The sequence below is a fragment of the Methylobacterium frigidaeris genome (assembly GCF_022179185.1).
GTDB lineage: Bacteria > Pseudomonadota > Alphaproteobacteria > Rhizobiales > Beijerinckiaceae > Methylobacterium > Methylobacterium frigidaeris.
Map to the genome: position 1 here is coordinate 93,449 of NZ_BPQJ01000007.1, position 22,381 is coordinate 115,829.

General features: G+C 71.8%; 17 protein-coding genes and 1 other RNA gene. 5 read left to right on the plus strand and 13 right to left on the minus strand.

Annotation, left to right across the window (positions count from 1 at the left end):
* Positions 1–2 precede the first annotated feature (2 nt).
* From ftsL to rnpB, 3 genes are all read right to left on the minus strand, one after another.
* Positions 3–452: a cell division protein FtsL gene (ftsL, locus tag MFF64_RS09675; RefSeq protein ID WP_099902740.1), complete on the minus strand. Its 450-nt coding sequence runs from the start codon at positions 450–452 to the stop codon at positions 3–5.
* Positions 449–1,621, minus strand: a complete 1,173-nt coding sequence (gene rsmH, locus MFF64_RS09680) for a 16S rRNA (cytosine(1402)-N(4))-methyltransferase RsmH (RefSeq protein ID WP_099902738.1) — start codon at positions 1,619–1,621, stop codon at positions 449–451. Before rsmH ends, ftsL begins: the two co-directional genes overlap by 4 nt.
* Positions 1,622–1,929: 308 nt before the next feature.
* An RNA gene (gene rnpB, locus MFF64_RS09685) (RNase P RNA component class A) lies at positions 1,930–2,359 on the minus strand.
* 148 nt (positions 2,360–2,507) lie between these two features.
* Between rnpB and MFF64_RS09690 the strand changes: the two genes are divergently transcribed.
* Positions 2,508–2,678 carry a hypothetical protein gene (locus MFF64_RS09690; protein ID WP_165795732.1) on the plus strand — a complete coding sequence of 57 codons (171 nt, stop codon included), beginning with the start codon at positions 2,508–2,510 and terminating at the stop codon, positions 2,676–2,678.
* A 43-nt stretch (positions 2,679–2,721) separates the two neighbouring features.
* On the opposite strand, the gene MFF64_RS09695 is transcribed toward MFF64_RS09690, so the two are convergent.
* On the minus strand, positions 2,722–3,162 hold the full coding sequence (locus tag MFF64_RS09695; protein ID WP_099903030.1) for a VOC family protein: 441 nt from the start codon (positions 3,160–3,162) through the stop codon (positions 2,722–2,724).
* 183 nt (positions 3,163–3,345) lie between these two features.
* Between MFF64_RS09695 and pepN the strand changes: the two genes are divergently transcribed.
* Positions 3,346–6,003, plus strand: coding sequence for an aminopeptidase N (pepN, locus tag MFF64_RS09700; RefSeq protein WP_238190573.1), 2,658 nt, complete (start codon positions 3,346–3,348; stop codon positions 6,001–6,003).
* Positions 6,004–6,202: 199 nt separating this feature from the next.
* Positions 6,203–8,548 (plus strand): PAS domain-containing sensor histidine kinase, encoded by a 2,346-nt coding sequence (locus MFF64_RS09705; protein WP_238190575.1) that lies wholly within the window; start codon positions 6,203–6,205, stop codon positions 8,546–8,548.
* A 26-nt stretch (positions 8,549–8,574) separates the two neighbouring features.
* On the opposite strand, the gene MFF64_RS09710 is transcribed toward MFF64_RS09705, so the two are convergent.
* From MFF64_RS09710 to MFF64_RS09745, 8 genes are all read right to left on the minus strand, one after another.
* On the minus strand, positions 8,575–9,072 hold the full coding sequence (locus tag MFF64_RS09710) for a DUF1203 domain-containing protein (RefSeq protein ID WP_099902499.1): 498 nt from the start codon (positions 9,070–9,072) through the stop codon (positions 8,575–8,577).
* 156 nt (positions 9,073–9,228) lie between these two features.
* A complete protein-coding gene (locus MFF64_RS09715) occupies positions 9,229–10,818 on the minus strand; it encodes a methyl-accepting chemotaxis protein (protein ID WP_099902501.1) in 1,590 nt (529 codons plus the stop codon).
* Between the two features lie 502 nt (positions 10,819–11,320).
* Positions 11,321–14,224, minus strand: a complete 2,904-nt coding sequence (locus MFF64_RS09720) for a bifunctional [glutamine synthetase] adenylyltransferase/[glutamine synthetase]-adenylyl-L-tyrosine phosphorylase (protein WP_099905923.1) — start codon at positions 14,222–14,224, stop codon at positions 11,321–11,323.
* Entirely contained in the window at positions 14,221–15,690 is a 1,470-nt protein-coding gene (locus tag MFF64_RS09725) for a sensor histidine kinase (protein WP_099905925.1), read from the minus strand. The genes MFF64_RS09720 and MFF64_RS09725 overlap by 4 nt, the downstream gene beginning before the upstream one ends.
* Entirely contained in the window at positions 15,687–16,376 is a 690-nt protein-coding gene (locus tag MFF64_RS09730; protein WP_099905927.1) for a response regulator transcription factor, read from the minus strand. The genes MFF64_RS09725 and MFF64_RS09730 overlap by 4 nt, the downstream gene beginning before the upstream one ends.
* Positions 16,377–16,886: 510 nt before the next feature.
* Positions 16,887–17,630: a YoaK family protein gene (locus MFF64_RS09735; protein WP_238190579.1), complete on the minus strand. Its 744-nt coding sequence runs from the start codon at positions 17,628–17,630 to the stop codon at positions 16,887–16,889.
* Positions 17,631–17,802: 172 nt separating this feature from the next.
* Positions 17,803–18,174 carry a response regulator gene (locus tag MFF64_RS09740; protein WP_099903940.1) on the minus strand — a complete coding sequence of 124 codons (372 nt, stop codon included), beginning with the start codon at positions 18,172–18,174 and terminating at the stop codon, positions 17,803–17,805.
* Between the two features lie 273 nt (positions 18,175–18,447).
* Complete coding sequence (locus MFF64_RS09745) at positions 18,448–19,059, minus strand: pyridoxamine 5'-phosphate oxidase family protein (protein WP_099903942.1); 612 nt, start codon at positions 19,057–19,059, stop codon at positions 18,448–18,450.
* Positions 19,060–19,164: 105 nt separating this feature from the next.
* Here MFF64_RS09745 and MFF64_RS09750 point away from each other — a divergent pair, with 105 nt between their 5' ends.
* Positions 19,165–19,968 (plus strand): thioredoxin domain-containing protein, encoded by an 804-nt coding sequence (locus MFF64_RS09750; protein WP_238190581.1) that lies wholly within the window; start codon positions 19,165–19,167, stop codon positions 19,966–19,968.
* Between the two features lie 335 nt (positions 19,969–20,303).
* Positions 20,304–21,137 carry a beta-keto acid cleavage family enzyme gene (locus tag MFF64_RS09755; RefSeq protein WP_099903946.1) on the plus strand — a complete coding sequence of 278 codons (834 nt, stop codon included), beginning with the start codon at positions 20,304–20,306 and terminating at the stop codon, positions 21,135–21,137.
* Between the two features lie 3 nt (positions 21,138–21,140).
* Here the strand turns inward: MFF64_RS09755 and MFF64_RS09760 are convergent, their stop codons facing one another.
* Entirely contained in the window at positions 21,141–22,217 is a 1,077-nt protein-coding gene (locus MFF64_RS09760; RefSeq protein ID WP_238190583.1) for a lytic transglycosylase domain-containing protein, read from the minus strand.
* Positions 22,218–22,381 lie beyond the last annotated feature (164 nt).

A 22,381-nucleotide genomic window follows, 5' to 3' on the forward strand; every position in this document is an offset into this window, starting at 1 on the left:
GCCTACCTCTTGGCCGTCGGGGTGACGGTGCGGGTGGGGGTGGACGTGGAGCCGGTGGTGCGGGGCTCCTCGCTGCGGGCGGCGGTGGTGGAGGGCGCGCGCTCCTTGGCGGCGGGCGTCGCCGTGGCGCCGAGGCCGAGGGCCTCGAGCTTGCGGGCGATCTCGTCGCCGCGATCGGTCTTGGCCGGCAGGTCGGCGAGGCGCCCGAGATGGGCCGTGCCGATCGGCTCGAGGTCGAGGTACTTGGTGACCGCGCCCTGCAGCCGGTCCGGCCGGGTGAGCAATTGCCACTCGGCGCGCAGGACCGCGATCGCGTCGCGCTCCTTGCGCAGGCGGGTCTTCAGCTTGGCGACCTGCTCGGCCTGGTAGAGCGTGTCGTACTTGATCGAGTAGGCGTAGATGGCCGAGGCGATCAGCCCGGCGATCGCCGCGAGGTGCAGGAGGCGGATCACCGGCGCCCTCCCCGCGTCTGGGTCTCGGGCAGGGAGGCCAGGGTTTCGAGCGCCGTGAGCGGCGGCGGCGCCAGCGCGTCGGTGCGCTCGCCGGCGCGGAGCTTGGCCGAGCGGGCGCGCGGATTGGCCCGGCACTCGGCCTCGCCGGCGGCGACCGGGCCCTTGGTGGCGAGGGTGAAGCTGCGCGGGGCGGGCTGCGCGGCCATCGGCAGGTGGCGCGAGGCCGCGACCGCCCGGCCGCTGCGGGCGGAGAAGAACTGCTTCACGATGCGGTCCTCCAGCGAGTGGAAGGTGACCACCGCGAGGCGGCCGCCCGGCCGCAAGGTGTGCTCGGCGGCGTGCAAAGCCCGTTGCAGCTCGCCGAGCTCGTCGTTCACCGCGATGCGCAGGGCCTGGAAGGTCCGGGTCGCCGGGTGGATGCCGCTGCCGGGCTCCGCCCGCACGACGCCGGCGACGACCTCTGCCAAGGCCGCCGTGGTCTCGATGCGGCCGCGCCGGCGCGCCTCGATCAGGGCGCGGGCCACCGCGCGGGCCCGGCGCTCCTCGCCGTAATGGTAGATCACGTCGGCCAGCGCCGCCTCGGAGGCCTCGTTGACGAGGTCGGCCGCGCTCTCGCCCGCCCGCTCCATGCGCATGTCGAGGGGGCCGTCATGGCGGAACGAGAAGCCCCGCTCCGCCTGGTCGAGCTGCATCGACGACACGCCGATATCGAGCACGACGCCGTCGGCTTCCGCGAAACCGTGGTCGCGCGCGATGGTGTCGAGGTCGCCGAAGCGGCCCTGGACCAAGGTCAGGCGCCCGGCCTCGGCCTCGACCAGGGCCTGGCCGGCGGCGATGGCGGTGGGATCGCGGTCGATGGCGAGCACGCGGTTCTGGGGATCGGCCGCCAGGATCGCCCTGGTGTAGCCGCCGGCCCCGAAGGTGCCGTCGATGACGGAAGCCGGCCCGGAGCCGAGGCGCAGGGCGGTCAGGACCTCGTCCAGCAGGACCGGGATGTGGGGAGCAGCCTCGGTCACGACCGGCGCCCCGACCCGACCGAGACGACGGGCGATCCCGCGCGCCGGGCGCGCCTTGAGGCGTGACGATCCATGGTGCTCCGCTGTCCGCACGAGCCGGGCCGAGGCCGGCCGGGATCGGCGCCAGGGCGCCGCTTTGCCCACGCCAGACATCGACGCGCGACCATCACGCCCGCTCTCGCGGGCCGTGGCCGCCGATGCTGGAATCGCCGTGGACGGGATGGCTCGGGGTATCATGGGCCTCTGGGGTCGTCAACGCGAGGGCACACGCGGCGGGCAGCACCCGCCCCGGTGCCATCAGAGACCAGCAAGGTTAACGAAGGCTTGTGACCACTGCGCGCGTCGCCGAAAAGTCGAGGCGGACATACCTGTTTGCCCGCCAGCGGCGGCTCTACCTCGGAGATGCCTCGCGGGCGCTGGATTTCAGCTGCCGCGGCCCTATGACGGAGTTTCGCGAACTGGGTATCAGCCGGCCTGTAAGCCGGGTTCTGTATGGCCCGAATGATCCGCGAGGATCCCCCGGACGTGGCGGCCATTCCTCTGGGACGGCCGTTGCCGGCCGCCTCGAGCAACCAACCCGGGCGACGGGCCTGAAGAAGGCCGTGCGCGATCGCTCGCGCGTGCCGCCCCTATTCGGTTTTGCTCCCGGTGGGGTTTGCCGTGCCGTCCGCGTTGCCGCGTCCGCGGTGCGCTCTTACCGCACCCTTTCACCCTGACCGGCGCGGGCCTCGCGGCCCGCCCGGCGGTCTGCTCTCTGTGGCACTGTCCCTGGGGTCGCCCCCGCCGGACGTTATCCGGCACCGTCTCTTCATGGAGCCCGGACTTTCCTCCCCGGATCCCGCGCGCGGGCGTACCCGCTGACAGGACCGGAGCGGCCGCCCGGCCGGCTGACGGCGCCGATGTGCGACGGCAGGGGCGCGGCGTCAAGGCAGGGGAGACCTGCGACGGGCGTGAGGCCCGGGTTGCCACGCCGCAGGGCCTCCCTACCTGCCGGTCTCAAGGCCGCCGCGACGCGGCCGCGAGAACGGAGGCAACCCTGATGAGCGGGAACATCGAGGCGGGCTGGACGCTCGAGACCGTGCAGCAGCTCAAGGCCATGGCGCGCGAGGGCGTCTCGGCCTCGGTGATGAGCCTGAAGCTCAAGCGCCCGGTCACGGCGATCCACGCCAAGCTGGCGGAACTCGGCATCACGCCTGCCGCGGAAGCCTAGATTCGACGCGTGGGCGGGCCGTCCTCGGCCCGCCCGCCGGCTGCTACCAGCTGCCGGTATTCTGCATCGAGGCCCAGGGCTCCTGCGGCGGCTTGGCGCCGCCCTTCTGCAGGATCTCGATCGAGATGCCGTCGGGCGAGCGCACGAAGGCCATGTAACCGTCCCGCGGCGGACGGTTGATGGTCACGCCGGCATCCTGGAGCTTCTGGCAGGTCGCATAGATGTCGTCGACCTGATAGGCCAGGTGGCCGAAGTTGCGCCCGCCGGTATACTCTTCCGGATCCCAGTTGTGGGTGAGTTCGAGCAGCGGCGACTTGGTGTCCTTCGCCCGAGCGGCATCCCCCGGGGCGGCGAGGAACACCAGGGTGAAGCGGCCCTTCTCGCTCTCGGTGCGGCGCACCTCCTGGAGGCCGAACTTGTTGCAGTAGAAGTCGAGCGCCCGGTCGAGATCGGCGACGCGGACCATCGTGTGCAGGTATTCCATGGCGCTCCGTCCTTCGTGTCGAGGCGCCGCGTGCCGGGCGCCGGATCCGGCGTCGTAGCTAGGGCGCCCCTCGACCGGCGGGGAGGGCCAGGATTCGGCGTTGATCCCGCGTTGCGCTGCGGCGGGCGCCGGTGCAAAGGCTCTCTCCTTCCGCCGCGCCCCGCGAGACCGCCGAGGACCGCCATGCAGACGATCGTTCGCCTCGCCGATTACCGCCCGAGCGATTACCTGATCGACCGCGTCGACCTCGACGTGCGCCTGCATCCGACCGAGACCCGGGTCACCGCGACGCTGGCGCTCCGCCCGAACCCGGCCGGCGCGCCCGGCGCGCCGCTCATCCTCGACGGCGACGAGCTGACCCTGCTCGCCATCGCCCTCGACGGGCAACCGACGGGCCCCGGCGCGATCGAGGTCACGCCCCGGGCGCTGACCCTGCACCAGCCGCCGCAGCGTCCCTTCGTGCTCGAGATCGAGACGCAGGTGAACCCGAGCGCCAACACCAAGCTGATGGGGCTCTACCGCTCGAACGGCGTCTACTGCACCCAGTGCGAGGCCGACGGCTTCCGGCGCATCACCTACTTCCTCGACCGGCCGGACGTGATGGCGGTCTACACCACCCGGATCGAAGGCAACCGGGAGGCGGCGCCGGTGCTCCTCGGCAACGGCAACCTGGTCGAGAGGGGCGAGGCCGGGCCGGAGCGCCACTACGCGGTCTGGCACGACCCCCATCCGAAGCCCGCCTACCTGTTCGCTCTCGTCGGCGGCCGCCTCGGCCGGGTCGGTTCGCGCTTCACCACGATGGAGGGGCGCGATGTCGAGATCGCCGTCTACGTCGAGCCCGGCAAGGAGGGCCGCGCCGACTTCGCCCTCGACGCGGTCGCCCGCTCGATGGCCTGGGACGAGCGCACCTTCGGCCGCGCCTACGATCTCGACGTCTTCAACGTCGTCGCGGTCTCCGACTTCAACATGGGCGCGATGGAGAACAAGGGCCTCAACATCTTCAACGACAAGTACGTGCTGGCCAGTCCCGACACCGCGACCGACGCGGACTACGCCAACATCGAGGCGATCATCGCCCACGAGTACTTCCACAACTGGTCCGGCAACCGGGTGACCTGCCGCGACTGGTTCCAGCTCTGCCTCAAGGAAGGCCTGACGGTTTTTCGCGATCAGGAATTCTCCTCCGACGAGCGCTCGCGCCCGGTTCACCGCATCGCTGAGGTGAGGACCCTGCGCGCCCGGCAGTTCCCGGAGGATGCGGGCCCCCTGGCCCACCCGGTGCGGCCGCAGGCCTATCGCGAGATCAACAACTTCTACACCGCGACGGTCTACGAGAAGGGTGCCGAGATCGTCCGGATGCTGCGCACCCTGCTCGGCCCCGAGACCTTCCGGGGCGGCATGGACCGGTACTTCGCCACCTGCGATGGCAAAGCTGCCACGGTGGAGGACTTCCTCGCTGCCTTCGCGGCGGAGAGCGGGCGCGATCTCACCGCCTTCTCCCGCTGGTACGAGCAGGCCGGCACGCCGACCGTCGCGGTGTCCGGGACCTACGACCCGGCCGCGCAAACCTACACCCTCGCCTTCCGCCAGAGCCTGCCGGTGGTCGCGACCGAGGCCGCCGCGGGGGCCGCGCCGCGGCCTCTGGTGATCCCGGTGGCGCTCGGCCTCGTCGCCCCGGAGGGCGGGTCGGTCGAGGCCGTGAGCGAGCGGGTGCGGGACGGCGTCTTCGTGCTGGAAACCGCGGAGGAGAGCCTCGTCTTCGCGAACGTCGCGGCGGCGCCGGTGCCTTCCCTGTTTCGCGGCTTCTCGGCCCCGGTGAAGGTCGAGCACGCCCTGACCCGGGACGAGCGCCTGACCCTGCTCGCCCATGACGGCGACGCTTTCAACCGCTGGCAGGCGGCCCAGAGCCTCGCCATGGAGGTGCTGGTCGACCGGGCGAAGGCCGGTGCGCCACTTAAGCCTGAGACCGGGCCGGCGGGCGCAGGCCTGACCCGTGCCCTCGCGACCTTCCTCGACGACGAAGCCCTGGCCGACCCGGCCTTCGCGTCCCTGGTCCTGACGCTGCCCGGCGAGCAGGAGGTGGCGCAGACCATCGGCGCCGAGGTCGATCCCGACGCCATCTGGCGCGCGCGCCAGAGCTTACGGATGCAGCTCGGCCGCGACCTCGGGCCCCGGCTCCTCGCCTTGCGCGACGCGCTCGCCGAGCCGCCGGGCGCGCCCTTCAGCCCCGACGCCGCCAGCGCCGGCCGCCGGGCCCTGCGCAACGCCGCTCTCGACCTCGTGACCGCCGCCGATCCCGAGGCCGGCACCGCCCTGGCGCTCGCGCAGCTCGATGCCGCCACGACCATGACCGACCGCCTCGCGGCGCTCGCGACCTTGAGCCTAGTGCCGGGCGAGGCCCGGGAGGAGGCGCTCGCCCGCTTCGGCGAGGCCTACCGCCACGAGCCACTGGTGCTCGACAAGTGGTTCGCCCTGCAGGCGATGATCCCGGAGGCCGGCACTCTCGCGCGGGTCCGCGGGCTGATGAACCACCCCGCCTTCTCCCTCGGCAACCCGAATCGGGTCCGCTCGCTGGTCGCCAGCTTCAGCCTCAACAATCCGACCCAGTTCCACCGCCCGGACGGGGCAGGCTACGACCTGACGGCGGAGGTGGTGCTGGCCCTCGACGGAAAAAATCCCCAAGTCGCGGCACGGCTGCTAACTGCTTTCAATACTTGGCGTATGGTCGAGAGCGAGCGTCGCCTGCGGGCGGAAGCCGCCTTGCGGCGGGTGGCCGATGCGCCGGGTCTCTCTCCCGACGTCAGCGACATCGCCGGGCGATCGCTCGCACCCGTGAAATAACGCATAACCTCTTGTGATTGCAGGGAGAACCGCGCGCTTTGCGGAACCCGCGATCATTCCGATCGCTGGTTAACACTTCATTTCTGCGGCGCGAGGCGCTGGACAAAATGCTTGTGGAAATGCCAGATTGAGGCTCGATTCGGGGGCCAGCCGGGAACCTCCGCGGCATCTGTCTTTTTGTTCCGTTGGGGGTTTGGGTATGCTGGAGGCGGATCCCGCCCCCTTCTCTGCGCGTGCCGCGACGATCCTCGGGATCAGCCGAGTTTCGAAGGCCGCGCACCAGCGCCTCGCCCATGCGGAATCCTGGCTTCGGTTTGCCGTCCCGGCGATGCTGGCGGCCTTTCTCCTCTGCCTTGGCACCGTCACCGCCCTGCAGCTCTCCGGCCACCGCGAGGAGGTGGTCGCGGACGCGCGGCGCGACATCGACCTGGTCGCCCGCCTGCTGGCCGGGACCCTGCCGGCCGCCCTCGCCCGGACCTCCGGCGCCTCCGAGGCGATGGCGCCGTCCGTCCTGCGCGAGCGGCTGGTCCGCCAGGTGCCGCCCGGCGGCCTGCCGGCGGGCCGCAGCGTGCTCCTGATCGGCGCCGACGACGCGATCCTCGCCGCCCTGCCGGAGCAGCCCGGCCTGCCGCGCAATTTCGGCGAGTTCGTCGGCGAGGTGCAGGTGCTCGGCATCATGGGCGAGCGCGCCGGCGTGCTCCCGGTGGTGCTTGGCAGCGGCGAGCGGGCGTTGGCGACGGTGCGGCCGGTCCCGGGCGGAACCGGGATCACCCAGGTCGCGGTGGTACAGACACTCGATTCGGTCACAGCCCTCTGGGCCGGGCGGGCCCGCATCGCCGCGGTGCTGGTCGGCGCCGTGACGCTGGTGGTGGTCTGCACCGGCCTCGCCTACGCCCTCCAGGCCGACCGGGCCCGCGCCGTCGACCGGGTCTGCGAGCAGGTGCGCCAGCGCCTCGACACGGCGCTCGGCCGCGGCCGCTGCGGCCTGTGGGACTGGGACATCCCGCGGGGCCGGATCTACTGGTCGGACTCGATGTACCAGCTCCTCGGTTACGTGCGGGAGCAGGAATTCCTGTCCTTCGGCGACGTCAACGCCCTGGTCCATCCGGACGACACCGACCTCTACGGCCTCGCCCGCCAGCTCGCCGCCCGCGACACCACCGTCGATCACGAGTTCCGCATCCGGGCCGCCGGCGGCGAGTGGGTCTGGCTCAAGGCCCGGGCCGAGATCGTGCAGGATCTGGAAGACAATGGCCGCCATCTGGTGGGCATCGTCATCGACATCTCGGAGCAGCGCCGCCTCGCCGAATCCACCGCCACCGCCGACATGCGCCTGCGCGACGCCGTCGAGGCGGTGTCCGAGGCGTTCGTGCTGTGGGACGCGCAGAACCGTCTGGTCCTGTGCAACTCGAAGTTCCGGCGCCTGCACGCCCTGACCTCCGACGAGGCCCAGCCCGGCCGCCGATACGACGCCATCATGGGGCGCGCCGCCCTGCCGACCGTGCGGCGCGAGATCCCCGCCGGCGAGTTCCCGGAAGCGGGAGCCCGCACCTTCGAGGCCGAGCTCGCCGACGGGCGCTGGCTGCAGATCAGCGAGCGCCGCACCAAGGACGGCGGCTACGTCTCGGTCGGCACCGACATCACGGCCCTGAAACGGCACCAGGAGCGGCTCGTGGAATCGGAACGCCAGCTCATCGCCACCATCGCGGACCTCAAGCGCTCGCGCCGGACCCTCGAGATCCAGACCCAGCAGCTCGCCGACCTGGCCGAGCGCTACCTCGACCAGAAGGCCCAGGCCGAGAGCGCCAACCGCTCCAAGTCCGAGTTCCTGGCCAATATGAGCCACGAGCTGCGCACCCCCCTCAACGCCATCCTGGGCTTCGCCGAGGTGATGGAGAGCGAGGTGTTCGGGTCGCTCGGGTCCGAGAAGTACCGCGAATATTGCCGCGACATCCGCTCGAGCGGCCACTACCTCCTGTCGGTGATCGACGACATCCTCGACATGTCGCGGATCGACGCCCGCCGAGTGAAGCTCGCCAAGCAGCCGGTCGCCGTGAGCGAGGCGCTGGAGCGCGCCCTCAAGCTGATCGCCGAGCCGGCCCGGGCCAAAGGCCTCACCGTCAGCGTCGAGATGAGCGCCGACACCCTGGTGATGGCCGACGAGCGCGCCCTGCACCAGATCCTGGTCAACCTCCTCCAGAACGCCGTGAAGTTCACCCCCGAGGCCGGCCGGGTGGCGGTGCGCACCCGCCGCGCCATCGACGCGGTTCACATCTTCGTCGAGGATAGCGGCATCGGCATCCCGAAGGCGGCGCTGCCGAAGCTCGGCTATCCCTTCGAGCAGGTCGAGACCAACTTCGCTCGCAGCTACAAGGGCTCCGGTCTCGGCCTCGCCATCGCCCGCTCGCTCGCCGAGCTCCACGGCGGGGGCCTCCGCATCCGCTCCGAGGAGGGCACCGGCACGATCGTGCTGGTGCGCCTGCCGCGGCCCGGCCTCAACGACGCCGCCGAGGCGCGCGACGCGGCGGCGGAGATCGGGGCGTAATCGGTACCGAGGCCACCGAGCGCGCCTCAGCACGTCCTAGTCTCGACCGGCACCCGCTCGACCCGCGCCAGCAGGCAACCCGGCCGCGCCGTGTGGATGTTCACGAAGGCCGTGCGAGGGTCGTCGAGTGCGCGCGCGAGGGGTGCGTCGACCTCCGAGCCGGCGCAGACCTGGCCGAGATCGTAGAGACATTGGTGCTGGGCGTCATAGGCGCGAACGGAGACGAGCGGGTTCGCCCGCACGATTGGCGCGACCTCGCCGACGGACTCGGCGCGGGGGCAGTCCGCCTCGTGCAGGAAGATCGGGCTCGGCGTCCAGTAGATTCCCAGCGGCTTCGGCAGGTCGTACGATCCGAGCAGCATGTGCTCGCCGGGCTCGGCGAGACGCAGGCAGTGCCGGCATGGGAAACCTCCGCCCGGCGTCGCGACGACCCGACGGAGCGGGTTGCCGCGGTCGTCCATGCCGGTCGCCCGGAAGCGGTCGGCCGTCTCGGTCGCGATCGGGATGCATCGAAAAGCGGTCATTCGGTCACCTCCTGGGATGAACCCTAAGGGTTCGGGAGGAGACGTTTCATCCCGCTTCTTGCGCCCGAATCGTGCGCCCTGCCGGTTGCGCCGAGCCCCGGGCTCCGCTGCGCGGGCCCGGGTCATCGCATTGGCGGCCCTCGGGAAATCCAGGCCTCAGGCCGCCCGGACCGTGGCGAGGAAGCGCGCAACCTCGGCACCGAGATGCTCTGACTGGCGCGACAGCTCGGTGGCCGAGGCGAGCACCTGGGTTGCCGCCGCCCCCGTCTCCTCTGCGGCTCCGGCGACGCCCGCGATGTTGCCGGTGACCTCGCCGGTTCCGGTGGCGGCCTGGGACACGTTGCGGACGATCTCCTGGGTCGCGACGCCCTGCTCCTCGACCGCGGCGGCGATCGCCACCGTCACCGTGTCGATCTCGCGGATCCGCGCGGTGATCGCGGTGATCGCCGAGACCGTCTCGCCGGTGGCGCCCTGCACCGCCGCGATCTGCTGGCCGATCTCCTCCGTCGCCCGGGCGGTCTGGGCGGCGAGTTCCTTCACCTCCGCCGCCACCACGGCGAAGCCGCGGCCGGCGGCCCCGGCCCGGGCAGCCTCGATCGTCGCGTTCAGCGCCAGCAGGTTGGTCTGGGCGGCGATCGAGGAGATCAGACCGGCGACATCGCCGATGCGGCTGACGGTCTGGCTGAGCTCGCGCACCCGGGCGCCGGTCCGGTCAGCCTCCGTCACCGCGGCCTGAGCGAGGTTGGCTGAGCCGTCGACCTGCCGGCCGATCTCCTGCACCGATGCCCCCAGTTCCTCCGCCGCCGCCGCGACCGTGCCGACATTGGAGGCGGCCTGCTCGGCGGCCGCCGCCACGGTGGCGGACTGGCTCGCGGTCTCGGTCGCCGTCGCGGTCATCTGACCGGCGGTCGCCTGCAGCTCGGTGGCCGAGCTTGCGACCCGGCCGACGATGCCGCCGATCGCCTGTTCGAACCCGTCGGCGAGGGCCATCATGGTGCGCCGGCGCTCCTCGGCCGCGGCCGCGTCGGCGATCCGCTGGATCTCCGCCTGCTCGGCGGCCTTCTGTGCCACCATCGCCTTGATGCCCTCGACCGAGCGACCGATGGCGCCGATCTCGTCGCCGCGGCGCGCCTCGGCGATCTCGGCGTCGATCTCGCCGCGCGCCATCCGCTCGAGCACGCCGACCAGCCGGCCGATCGGCCGCGTCACCCCGAGCACCGCGACCAGGCCGACCGCGAGGAGGCCCAGCACGAGGCCGAGGCCGGTGACGGCGACCAGCCGGGTGCGAGTGGCGTTGGTATCGACGGTGAGGTCGGCCGATTTGGTGTCGACGTAGCTCTGGATGTCGGTGCCGAGGGTGCGCGACGCCCGGATCAAATCGCTCAGCATGGGATCGACATTGCGCCGGAACAGCGCCACCGCCTCGGCGTTGCGGCTCGCCATGGCGAGCGTGCGCACCTCACCGATCCTGATCGCGAAATCGTCGAGGCCGCGGGTGAGCGCGTCGACCTGGCCCGTGAAGGTATATGCTTGGGTGCGGAGCTCCGCGAGGGACGTCCTCATCAGGGCGATACCGTCGTCGAACTCTGCGCTCGCCCGACGTATCTGTGCCTCATCGGTCTCGGCGATGATGCGGAACACGGCGTAACTCAGGGTGTAGAGGGTACGGTTGAGACGATTGGCACTGGCCGGCGCCCGAGCCTCGCGCGCGAGGTAAGCCGTGTAGGCGTCGTCGATCTGGGTCATGCGCGCCTGCGCATACCAGACGCAGCCGCCGACAACGGTAGCGATCAGCAGGATGGCCGCAGTTAGCTTATGCAAAATTTTGAATCTGGCGAGCACGATCACAGTCCTTGGCAGAATGCTGTTGGACTGAATAAGACGATAAATTTCCTAATCTTACGTAAATCAAGGTTTTGAGGGCTGCGCGAGACCCAGAAGATCGGACCAGCATCTCATAAGACCAAACTATAGGATAAAAGTTCTGTATAAACCCATGTATATATTTGTCTTATACTATGCTAGGGCATTCCAGGACTAGAGTTAAGAGCCAGCATCCGTTCACATCATGAGAAAGAAACACGCAGGCACGCCGCATCCGACGAACGTCGCAGCCGCCGGCGCCAGCCCCGGAAGGGGGCCCGCGTAGAACCCTCGAACCTTCGGGAGGTTCCTGCCGAAACGTCGGTTCCCGGCGAAAACTTGCGGGCCGAGCAGCGAAACGCTGCCGCTCGGAACCGGCGCCGCTTCACCCCAGGATCGCGCCGAACGCCTCGCGCACCCCGGCTCGTGTCTCCGCGAGCTGCGCGACCAGAGCCGGCTCGTCGGGCTGGCCGAGCGCCGCGGCGAGGCGCGCGCGGGCCGCCGGCGGGGCGGTGCGGCCGAAATCGCCCTCGACCATCAGGCGTTGCCAATGGTGGACGTCGTCGAGGAGCCGGTAAGCGGTGACCAGGCGACCGGCTTGGCCTGGATCGAGGAGGCCGCGGGTGCCGGCGCGCTCCAGCACCCCCGGCGCGTCGAGCCCGACGAGATCGGGATGCGCGGCCGCGTGGGACAGGACTAGGCCTTGCGCCAGAAAATCGAGGTCGAGGAGCCCGCCGGGGGCGAGCTTCAGGTCGAGTGGGCCGTGATCGCCCTTCTCGCGCTCGATCAAGGCACGCATCGCCCGCACCTCCCCGGCGACGGCGCTTGCGTCGCGCGGCTGGCGCAGGACCGTCGCGGCGGCCTCGTCGGCCTCCTGCATCAGGCTCGCGTCGCCGGCGATGGCCCGCGCCCGGGTCAGCGCCATGTGCTCCCAGAGGGCCGCCTCGTCGCGCCAATAGGCCGAGAAGCGCTGCCACTGGTTGGCGATCGGTCCCTGGCCGCCGCTCGGGCGCAGGCGCAGGTCGATCTCGTAGAGCCGACCGCGCCGGGTCGGCACGGTGAGCGCCGCGACGAGGCGCTGGGTCAGGCGGTTGTAGTAGACCGCCGCGTCGAGGCGGCGCCGGCCGTCGCTCTCGCGCCGCTCCTGATCGAAATCGTACAGGACCACGAGGTCGAGGTCGGAATCGGCCGTCAGCTGGCGCGAGCCCAGGCGCCCGAGGCCCAGGATCGCGAAGCGGCCCCCCGGCACCCGGCCGTGCTCCTCCGCGAAAGCGGCCTCCACAGCTCCGAGGGCCGCCGCGATGGCGGCCTCGGCGATGCCCGCATAGGACCGGCCGGCGCCAGAGGGCGGCAGGATGCCGGAGAGGAGCCGGGCGCCGGTGACGAAGCGCAGCTGCCGGGCGGCGTCGCGACTGCGGTCGAGGAAGTCCTCGAGGTCGCGGGGCCGGCCGAGGCCGGCGCGGAACTGCTCGGCCAGGACGTCGGATTCCGTGACCGGCGCCACGAAGGCGGGGTCGATCACCGCGTCGAGGACGTGCGGGCTGAACGCCACCGTGTCGGCCAGCCGCGGCACGGTGCCGAGCAGGTCGGCGAAGAGCAGCCGCAGCCGCTCGTGCGAGCGAAGGATGGTGAGGAGTTCGACCGAAGCCGGCATCCGCCCGAAGGCGCGATCCAGGGCGGCCAGCGCCCCGTCGGGATCGGCGGTGCCAGACAGAGCCTGGATCAGGGCCGGAACCAGCTCCGTCAGGACTTCCCGGGCCCGCGGGCTCGTCACCGCCGGACGGCGACCGAAATGCCAGCCGCGGACCGTCTCGGTCGCCTGCTCGGGGTTTCGGAAGCCGAGGCGGCGCAAGGTCGCGAGGGTTTCGGGATCGTCCTCGACGCCGGTGAAGACGAGATCGCCCACCTCCGCCGCGAGGTCCGGCTCGGCCTCGAACAGCAGCGCGTAATGCCCCTGCACCCGGCGCGCCTCGGCGGTCAGCGCCTGCCCGAAGGCGGCCTCGTCCGGGTAGCCGAGGAAGCGGGAGAAGCGCGCGAGCTTGCTCGGCTCCTCCGGCAGGCGCTGCGTCTGCTCGTCCGCCACCATCTGCAGCCGGTGCTCGACCGTGCGCAGGAAGCGGTAAGCCGCGGACAGCTCGTCGCGGGCCTCCGGGGTGATCCAGCCTTCGTCGTGGAGCGCCGACAGCATCTCCAAGGTGCGCCGGCCGCGCAGGGACGGGCGACGCCCTCCGAAGACGAGCTGCTGGGTCTGGACGAAGAATTCGACCTCGCGGATGCCGCCGCGCCCGAGCTTGATGTCGTGGCCGGCCACCGCGATGGCGCCGTGGCCGCGCACGGCGTGGATCTGCCGCTTCATCGCGTGGACGTCGGCGATCGAGGCGAAATCGAAGTATTTGCGCCAGATGAAAGGGCGCAGCTCGGCGAGGAAGGCCTCGGCCCGCTGGAGGTCGCCGGCGACGGGCCGGGCCTTGATGAAGGCGGCCCGCTCCCAGTTCTGGCCCAGCGTCTCGTAATAGGTGTAGGCGGACGGGAGCGACAGGGCGGTCGGGGTCGAGCCGGGATCGGGCCGCAGGCGGTAATCGACCCGGTGGACGTAGCCGTCGGCGGTGCGCTCCTGCAAGAGCTTGGCGACCGTCTGCGCGATCCGGCTGAAGAACGGCGTCGCCTCGACGCCCTCGCGCAGGGGCGCGACGTCGGGATCGAACAGCACGATCAGGTCGACGTCGCTCGAGTAGTTCAGCTCGCCGGCCCCGAGCTTCCCCATGCCGAGGACGATGAGGCCCGATCCCTCCTGCGGCCGGGCCGGATCGGGCGGGAGGAATCGGCCGGTGCCGGCGGCCTGGACGAGCGCGGCATCGACGGCGGCGCTCACCGAGGCGTCGGCGAAATCGGAGAGCGCCGCCGTCACCTGCTCCAGGGACCAGACGCCGCCGATGTCAGTCAGCGCCACCAGCAGGGCGTGGGCGGCGCGATTGCGGCGAAGCGTTCGGGCGACGTCGCCCCAGGCAAGGCCGGCCCCGCGCTGGTCGGCGAGGATCGCGGCGTTCGAATCCTCCGGCGGGCGCTCCAGCAGGCCGGCGAGCCGCGCGGGGTCGCGGGCCGCGAGCCCCCACAGGAACGGCGAATGGTCGGCGAGGCCGAGGAGGAGGTCGCGGCCCGGGCCGCCCTCGCCCAGCAGGGCCGCGAGGTCCGGCGCCGCGGCGAGGAGGTCGTCGAGGCGGGAGCTGGCCCGCTCCGGCTCGGCAAGGCGGGGCGCCCGGGTCAGGCGCGCGAGGAGCGGGCCGGTCACGCCGTCATCTCCCGCGGGGCCTGCTCGCGCAGGGCCGGCATCCGCAGGGTGGCGCGCAGGCCCGGGGCGTTGTCCTCGAGGGTGAAGCTGCCCTGGTGCAGGCGGGCGACGGCGTTGACGAGGCTCAAGCCCAGCCCGAAGCCCGGCCGCGTGCGGGCGGATTCGAGCCGCACGAAGCGCTCCAGCACCCGGCCGCGCTCCGCCTCCGGGATACCCTCGCCCCGGTCGGCCACGGTGAGCACCACGCTGCCGTTCTCCCGCCGCGCCGCGACGCAGACCACGGGCCCGGCCGTCGACTCGACGGTTTTCTGCCCGTATTTCAGGGCGTTGTCGATCAGGTTCGCCATCGCCTGTCCGATCAGTTCGCGGCTGCCGTGCAGCACCAGGCCGTCCTCGATCTCGGCCTGCAGGGCGACGCCGCGTTCCTCCGCTACCGCTTCGTACAGCTCCGCGACCTCGAGGGCGACCGCCCCGGCATCGAATTCGGCCAGCCCCTCGCGGGCATTGCCGGCCTCGAGCCGGGCGATCATCAAGAGGGCGTTGAACACCCGGATCAGGTTGTCGCTCTCCTCGATGTTCGCTTCCAGCGCCGCCCGCAGGGCGTCCGGGTCGCGGCCTTCGCGCAGCGCCGCGTCGGCCTTGTTGCGCAGGCGGGTGAGCGGGGTCTTGAGGTCGTGGGCGATGTTGTCAGAGACCTCGCGCATGCCGCGCATCAGCTCGCCGATGCGGTCGAGCATCGCGTTGAGGTTGCTCGCCAGCCGGTCGAGCTCGTCGCCGGTGCCGGCGAGCGCCAGCCGCCCGTCGAGATCGCCCGCCATGATGCCGCGGGTGATCTCGGTCATGTGGTCGACGCGCTTGAGCACGCGCTGCGCGATGAACCAGCTTCCCAGGAAGCCGAGGCCGACCACCAGCATCAGCGACCAGGCGAAGGCCCGCCCGATCACCGCGCGCAGGCGGTCGCGCTCCTCGACGTCGCGGCCGACGAGCAGGCGGAACCCCCCCGGCAGGGTGAAGATGCGCACGATCGCCCGGTGGTCGAGGCGGTCGCCGTCGGTGTTGCGGGCATAGGCCGTCTCGGTCTGGCCCGGCTCGGCGAGGGTTCCCGGGGGCAAGGCCTCGACATTGCCGACGACGTGCTCGCCGGCCGGCGTGGTGACGAGATAGAGCGAGGCGCCTGGCTCGCGCGAGCGACGCTCGACCACGCTGACGAGACGGCGGATGCCGCCCGTGGCGTACTGGTCGGAGAGGCCGTTGATCTCGGCCTCGATGGTCGAGACGATCTGGTCGTCGAGGACCCGCCGGGCGTTCCAGGCGACGTAGCCCAGCGCGAAGAACGCGAAGGCGGCGAAGACCAGAAGGTAGGCGAGCGAGAGCTTGAACGCGGTGGTGCGGAACAGCGTGCCGAGGCGCGCCAGGATCCCGTCATGCCTTCCGTCATGCCCGGCGGGCGCGGCGGGCGCGCTCACGCCTCGCCGCCGGCGCGGACCATGTAGCCGGCCCCCCGCACGGTGTGGATCATCGGGCGCTCGAAGCCCTTGTCGACCTTGGCGCGCAGGCGGGAGACGTGGACGTCGATGACGTTGGTCTGCGGGTCGAAATGGTAGTCCCAGACGTGCTCGAGCAGCATCGTGCGGGTGACGACCTGGCCGGCATGGCGCATCAGGTACTCGAGCAGGCGGAATTCCCGCGGCTGGAGCGGGATCTCCTGGCCGGCCCGGGTGACCCGGTGCGACAGCCGGTCGAGCTCGAGGTCGCCGACGCGGTAGCTCGTCGCCTCCGCCGCCGCACCGCCGCCGCGTCGGCGGGCCAGGACCTCGATCCGGGCCATCAGCTCGGAGAAGGCGTAGGGCTTGGGCAGGTAATCGTCGCCCCCGGCCTTGAGGCCCTTCACCCGGTCGTCGACCTGACCGAGCGCGGAGAGGATCAGCACCGGCGTCTCGACGCCCTGCTCGCGCAGGGAGCGGATCAGCGACAGGCCGTCGAGCTTCGGCAGCATGCGGTCGACGACCAGAACGTCGTAGGCGCCCTCGCGCGCCAGCGCGTAGCCGTCGAGCCCGTCATCGGCGGTGTCGGCGACGTGGCCGGCCTCGCGGAAGGCCTTGGACAGGTAGCTGGACGCCTCGCGGTCGTCCTCGATGATCAGGAGGCGCATGTCGGGCATTCTACGGCAGATCCCCGGCGCGCGGGAGGGTTCCGTTCCTGGATCCTGGCGCCCTGGACCCGGGGCGGGCCCCGCCCGACGTGCCGCTGTCTCGGGGGGATGGATCACGGCACGTCGGGCATCGCCGCCGGGGGTCGGCAGGCCGAGCGGGGGGCTCGACCTGCCGTGGCGCGATGCACCGGGTCGTCTGGGGGGCGACGATGATGACCCGGCGCCTCGGCCCTCGGGGCCTTGAAGCGCGGCGACGCCCGGGGGGATGAGGGCGCCGCCGCGTCCGGCGACGATGCCGTTATGGACTCCTCCGGCTTACGCGGGTGTCTCCGCTCCATGAACTGCGCGTAATCTTTGCCGGAGCGGGGCGCCCCGCTCCGGACTCGCGCGTCGTACCCATGCGCCTTCGCATCGACCCGTCGCTGGGAAGGCGACCGGCGCATCAGCGCCGGCGCCCATTCGGGCTTGCCTGGCATCTTCGAACGCGTCCGTTCGAAGGTGCCGGCGGTATCACACCACCGGCGGCGCCGTGGCGGCGGCGTCCGGCGCCGGCGACTTGGTGCCGGAGACAAGGGGCCCGTCCCCGTGCACCAGCGTCATCACCAGGGCGATTACCGCGAGGACCGCCGCGACGACCGCCGGCACCAGGAAGGCGCGCTCGCCAAAGGCGCCGTGCAGCAGGCCGCCGGTGATCGCCCCGACGGTCAGGGCGGCCCAGAGCGGCGCCTGGATCCAGAAGGACGGCGAGGGATGGCCGAGCAGGAGGTTGGCGAGCCCGGTGCCGAAGCGCACCACCGCGCCGGTCACGTAGGTGAGCGCGAGGCTGCGCCCCTCCTCGTCCTGCAGCACGGCGTTCTGCATGCCGAGCGCCAGCACGATCGGATAGGCGTGGAGCGGGAACTCGAACGGCCCGCGCGGCATGACGAGGCCGACGCAGAGCAGCAGCGCCTGGAGGCCGAGCAGCACCGCGAGCCGCCAGTAGCCGACGGCGGCGGCGAGCAGCGTGCCGAGAAAAGCCCCGAAGCAGAACAGCGCGATGGTGCTGCCGACCCGGGTGACGTTGCCCCATTCCCCCAAGCTGACCGCAGCGCCGAGGCGGGTGGTGTTGCCGCTCATGAACGACATGAACAGCTGCGAGAATTCGAGGAACCCGATCGCGTCCGCGCAGCCGGCCAGCGCCGACAGGGCCAGCGCGAACGGAACCCGCGTGCTCGCGGCGGCCGGAAAGGCCTTCGTGTCCTTCTCTGCTGCCATTCAGTCCGTCTCCTGTGCTGCCGTCGGGGCAGAAATCGATCCGACTCAGAACAGGGTGGGAGCGTGACGGTTCCGCTGCACCGCGTCAGAACGTAGCGTCAAGCCAATTCGCGGCCGATCGCCTCAGGCGATCACAGCGTGCTGTCTCTCGCGAGGCGGAGGCGGGCTTCGCTCAGGCGCGGCGCAGGCCGGGCAGCACGTCGGCGAGGGCGTTGTAGTCGAAGGGCTTCGACCAGGCGGGAATGGCCCCGTAATCGGCTGGTATCGCCGCGGCGTCGTAGCCGGTGGCAAAGACCATCGGCACGCCGCGCCGGCTCAGCTCGGCGACCAGCGGGTAGACCAGCTCCCCCCGCAGGTTGATGTCGAGGACCGCGAGATCGAGGTTCTGGGAGACCATGAGGGCCCGCGCCTCCTGGATCGTCGGCACAGGACCCACCACCTCGGCACCATGCCGGATCAAGGCCCGCGAGATATCGTCGGCGATGAAATACTCGTCCTCGACCACGAGAACCCGAAGGGGATCGAGCCTTTCCTGTCCTGCCATCGGCTGATCCTCGCCTCGTCCGGCGCGTCCCGCACGAGCGCCGTCCGGGAGCACACTAACACGATGGGGCGAGTTCCGTCGCGCGCGCAACATCCAGATGGCGAACAGGCGGGGAGAACCGGGGCGCCCACCGCCTCGTGTGACCGCGCGATGCGGAATTCGGGCGCCGCGAGGGCTGCCAGGAGCGCGATGAGCCGCAGGTCTTCTCCTCTTCCCACGAGCGCCGCACGGGGTGCCGGTCCTGGCGCTGGGCAGCGTCCTCTACAAGCGATGTCAGTAGAGCCGCGTCCGGTAGGATTCCTCCATCAGCCGCTCGGCCTCGGCGACGCCGATCGCGCCGGTCTGCTCGGACAGCACGCGGCCGAGGCTCGGGAAGCTGTCGCGCGGCACCTGCGCGGCGGGGTCCCACAGCCGCGCGCGCATCACCGCCTTGCCGCAATGAAAGAAGACCTCGCGCACCGCGACCACGAGCCCGGTGGTCGGCACCTTGCCCTGGGCGACGAGCGGCGTCAGCAGGGCGGGATCCGTGGTGAGGCGGGCGGTGCCGTTGACCCGCAAGGTCTCGGTCAGGCCGGGCACGAGGAAGATCAGGCCGATGCCCGGCGCCGCCAGCAGGTTGCCGAAGCTGTCGGCGCGGTTGTTGCCGCGGCGGTCCGGGATCAGGAGGGTGGCGTCGTCGAGCACCTGGACGAAACCCGGCGCATCGCCTCGCGGGCTCGCATCGGCGCGGCCCTCCTGATCCGCGGTGGCGACCACCAGGAACGGCGAGAGCGCGATGAAGGCGCGGGCATGCCGGTCGAGCCGGGGCTGCACCTTGCCCTCGGCCAAGCGGCTGACCGGGCCCATATGGTCGCGCAAGGTGGCCTCATCGCGAATCTCGTCCATCCTGGCCCCTTCCCGATGCTGCGGCGTCTTGTCCGCCATGCCGTGACCCGCGCGGACGCCCTATCTCCCCGCGAAGGTGCGGGTTCCGGGCGGTCGACGCAAGCGATGAGAGTTCTCGGTGTCACGCCAGCCCGCCTCGGCCTCATGGTCCTCCTCTGCCTCCTCGCCCATCCGGCGGCGGGGCTGACGCCGAAGGATCTGTCCCGCGTCGGGCTGGCGCCGCCCCCCGGGGCGCGGGCGCCGCTCGACGCCGCCTTCACGGACAGTGCCGACGGCCGCCGCCTGACGCTCGGCGAGGCACTCTCCGGGCGGCCCGCCCTGCTGATGCCCCTCGACTATGCCTGCCGCAACGTCTGCGACCCGATGCTCGCCGTCGCCGGCACGGCCCTCGGCGCCACCGGCCTCGCGCCGGGCACGGATTACCGTCTGGTGACGCTCGGCCTCAATCCGCGGACCGATGCCGCCACCGCCCGCGCCATGGTGGCGGAACAGCTCGGTCAGGGAACGCTCCTCGCCGGCACCGTGGTGCTCACCGGTTCGCCGGGGCCGGTCGAGGCGGTGACGCGGGCGGTCGGCTACGCCTACGCCTATGACCGGGACACCGATTCCTACGCCCACCCGGCCGGCGCCCTGGTCCTCACCGGCGACGGCCGGGTCGCCCGGGCGCTGTCGCCGCTGGCGATGACCGCCCGCGACCTGCGCCTCGCCCTGGTCGAAGCCGGCGAGGGCCGGGTCGGCGGCCTCGGTGATCGGTTGGTGCTGCTCTGCTACGGCTACGACCCGCAGACGGGACTCTACACCCCGCTGATCCGCCGCATCCTCACGGCCTCCGGCGTGGTCACGGTCGTCGGCATCGGCCTCCTGGTGCTGGGGCTGCACCGGCGCTCGCGCCGGGATCAGCCGACGTGAGACGAGGTCCGCACGATTCCTTCCGGACCTCGTCTCAGCAGCCCGCGCGGCCCCTGGGCGAAGCCGATTTCCGCATGGCGGAGCAATGAATCGAAAATCGTATGACTGAGCGGATTTCGCAAAAGTGATCGCCGGTCTTGCGACAAAAATCCGGGACACTACGAGACGTTGAGCTGCCGAAGCGTTGGCCTGCCAGCGCAAGGCTGCCGAGGACAGGACGTCCCGTCCGGGTGGCGGGAAGCGGGCGGTGCAGAGTGCAACGCCGCACGAGGGGCAACGCCGGCGGGCGGGCCCGACGATCGTGACCGGGACGAGCGCGGAGAATCGAGAGACAAATGGCATTCCCCCTCGTCATCACCGTGGCGCCGAACGGCGCCCGCCGGACCAAGGCCGATCACCCCGCCCTGCCGATCGACCCACGAGAGATCGGCCTGGAGGCCGCCCGCTGCCGCGAGGCCGGCGCCGCGATGATCCACCTGCACGTGCGGGACGCGGAGCAGCGCCACACCCTCGACCTCGACCGCTACCGGGCGGCGCTGGCCGCGGTGCGCCGGGAGGCGGGACCGGAGATGATCTGCCAGGTCACCACCGAGGCGGTCGGCATCTACAGCCCGGCCGAGCAGATGGCCACGATGCGGGCGCTCAAGCCCGAGGCATTCTCGGTCGCCCTGCGCGAGCTCTTCGCCGAGCCGGAGGACGAGGGCGCCGCCGCCGCCTTCCTGGTCGAGCAGGCCCGGGCCGGGGTGATGGTGCAGCACATCCTGTACGACGCCGGCGACGTGACCCGCTTCCAGGGACTGGTGGCGCGGGGGCTGATTCCGCTCGAGCGGGCGAGCGTGCTGTTCGTGCTCGGCCGCTACGCCGTCGGCCAGCGCTCCGACCCCGCCGACCTGCTGCCGTTCCTGAGCGCCTGGAATTCCGAGCACCACCTCGACCTGCCCTGGGCGCTCTGCGCCTTCGGCCCGCGGGAGGCGGCCTGCCTGGTCACCGCGGGGGCGCTCGGCGGCCATGCGCGGGTCGGGTTCGAGAACAACCTCTGGCGGCCGGACGGCAGCCTGGCGCCGGACAACGCCGCGCAGGTCGCCGGTCTCGCCGCCCTGGCGCGGGCGATCGGGATCGCCGTCGCGACGCCGGCCGAGGCGCGGGCGCTGTACGTCGGGGAGGCGTGAGGCCTACTGGCTGACCGCGGCGGCCGGCTCCGGCATTGCCGCGGCGGTCTGGGGCACCGGGGGCGCGGGTTTGCGCACGACGAAGTGGCGGAACTCGACCGGGCGGCGCGGCGGCAGCGGCATCTTGGCGCCGGCCTCGGACTCGGCCGGAGGGGCGGCCGGATCGAGGGAGGCGACCGTGGTCGCCGCGGCCGGAGGGGCGGCCGGGGCGGGAGCGGCCGGGGTCGCCGCGAGGCTGACCGTCTGGCCGGAGGTCGGGAACGGCAGGGTGGCGGCGGCCGTGGTACCCGCATAGGCGAGAGCCGGGCCGGCGGACGGGGCCGGGGCGGCGTGGAACGCCAGGGAGGCCGGGCGGACCGGCGGCAGCGGCACGGTGACGACCGGGTCGGCGGCGGCCTGGGCCGCCGCCTGCGCGGCGGCCTCGGGAGCCTGGATCTGCGCCGCCGCGGGCTGGTAGGCGGCGAGAGCTTGCGGGGCCGCGGGCGCCGGCAGCGTGTATTGCGGCGCCGCTCCGGGCTGGGCGACGGCGCTCGACAGGGCGGCGACCGACGGGTCGGCGGACGCCGTGGCGGTGGTGGCGGCCTGGCGGGCGCCGAAGACGCTGCCGAGGAACTTGTTGAGCGGGTTGGTCGGCAGTTCCCGGACCGGCGGCGCCTCGAGCTCGGCCACGTCGGTGCGGATGCCGGCTCGCTTGGCGGCGTAGTAGTAGCCGCGGGCATAGTAGCTGTAGGCCTGGGCCTCGTTGCCGTGCGCGGTCTTGTAGGCGCCGGCGAGGTAGGCGACGCCATAGGTCAGGTTGATCTTGGCATCGAGCAGGCCGGCGGCCGGGCCGCTATAGCCCAGGGCCCGGGCGGTGCCGTGCTTGATCTGCATCAGGCCCATCGCCCCGCCGCGGCCGACCGCGCGGGGATTGTAGCCGCTCTCCCGCTTCACCACCCGGTGGATGAAACTCGCCGGGACGCCGTTGGCCTTGGCATGCGCCTCGATCAGCGCGTCGATGTTGTCGCGAGCAGGGCTCACCTGGGCTGTGGCCGGGAGCGGCGCCGCGACGGCGACGGCGATGAGGAGGCGCTTGCGCATGCAGAACCTGCTGGAGGGGGCCGGTGCGCAGCCGCACCGACGGGAAGGCCCATCCTGCTCCGGTTCAAATACGGCGGGAAAGAGACTTGGCCGTTCCACACCCCGACTTGGCCGTTAACTGAGCCGTCGGATGCCCCGGTTTCGCGGTGCAGTGTGGCGGGACG